At 52.9% G+C, this 1,313-nt stretch carries 1 protein-coding gene; it reads right to left on the bottom strand.

Annotation, left to right across the window (positions count from 1 at the left end):
- Positions 1 to 37 precede the first annotated feature (37 nt).
- Positions 38 to 1,260 (bottom strand): IS3 family transposase gene (locus tag KGA83_RS27835; RefSeq protein WP_115948453.1). Its coding sequence is split into 2 segments (ribosomal slippage): positions 38 to 909 and positions 909 to 1,260, totalling 1,224 coding nucleotides; the frame shifts between segments, so codons are not numbered across the junction.
- Between the last annotated feature and the right edge of the window lie 53 nt (positions 1,261 to 1,313).

Raw genomic sequence — 1,313 nt, 5'->3', positions numbered from 1 at the left:
TGTCTAGTCCTGAAATAGGTTTACACCTGTTTCAGCCTCAAAACGCCCGATGCACCGCATCGGGCGTTTTGTATTTCAGCGACAGATGAGGCCGCTCGTTGTTATAGATCTGCACCGACTCGTCCACCATCCGGATGGCCTCTGCAAAATCTTTGGGGCGATGCAGCAATAACTCGTTTTTCAAAATCCCGTTCACACGCTCAGCCAACGCATTTTGGTAGCAGTCGTAACCATCGGTCATTGAGCAGGTGATGCCGTATTTGGCATGCTGCCGCTGATAAAGCTCGGAGCAGTATTGGACGCCTCTATCCGAGTGATGCACCAGGCGTTGCTCCGTTGTCCGCTGCTTGAGGGCTTTGTTGAACGCCTGGATCACCGATTCGGTGTGCAAGCTTTCATGGACATGGTGCCCCACGATTTTTCGGGAGTACGCATCGGTGATCAAACTCAGATAAGCCACACCCGTTTGCGTCGGTAAGTAGGTGATGTCCGCAACCCATACTTGCTCTGGCGCCTTGGCGACTACCTGAATCGGCCCATCTTTGAGCAGGTTTGGATGCCGGCGAAAGCGATGATGGCTGTCTGTCGTTTTGTGATAGGCCCGTCTGCGGGGAACCAGTTCGCGCCGATCTCGCAAGATATCGAATAAACGGTCTCGACCAACCTTTACGGACACTTCTGGCTCAGTGCGCATTAGATTGTGAAGTTTTCGGGTGCCAAGGCGCGGTTGCCTAAGGCGCTTTTCCCTCACGAATCCCATCACTTCCTGGGCATGACGGGCCCGGGCATCACACGCCCGGTTGCGCTTGTAATAAGCCTGACGGGAAATCCCCATGAACTGGCAAGCCCGACTAATGCTCAGGTCTTGGATCTGCCCTTGGGAGAGGACTTGCCGGATCGCTTTTTTACGACAGAAACACCGAAGTCGTTCTTCAAAACATCAACGACGGCTTCGAAAAACTGAGCTTTCTGGTTGGCTTGGGCAAGCTTTTCTTCAAGCTCTTTGATTCGCTGTTCGGGTGTCAGCGGTTTATCGGGCTCATCCATGGAACGGGGTCTCTTGGAGCGAATGGACGCGCCTTGACTCCAGTCCTGCCGACCATGCCTGCGTAACCAGTTCAGTACGGTCGTTTTACCCTGAATGCCATAGCGCTTTTGAGCCTCTTTATAACTCAACTCGCCTTTTTCGACCTGATCGACGACCGACAATTTAAAGGTCAACGTGTAGTCGCGCTGACTGCGCCTTTCACCCGTGTTCATTACTTCCTCCTGAGAATGGGTCAGAAGGTGTAAACCTTATTCAGGACGGGACA

The sequence above is a fragment of the Pseudomonas sp. GL-R-19 genome (assembly GCF_019956375.1).
GTDB lineage: Bacteria > Pseudomonadota > Gammaproteobacteria > Pseudomonadales > Pseudomonadaceae > Aquipseudomonas.
The sequence above is the reverse complement of the archived record's forward strand: the minus strand, read 5'-3'. Positions and strand labels throughout refer to the sequence as shown.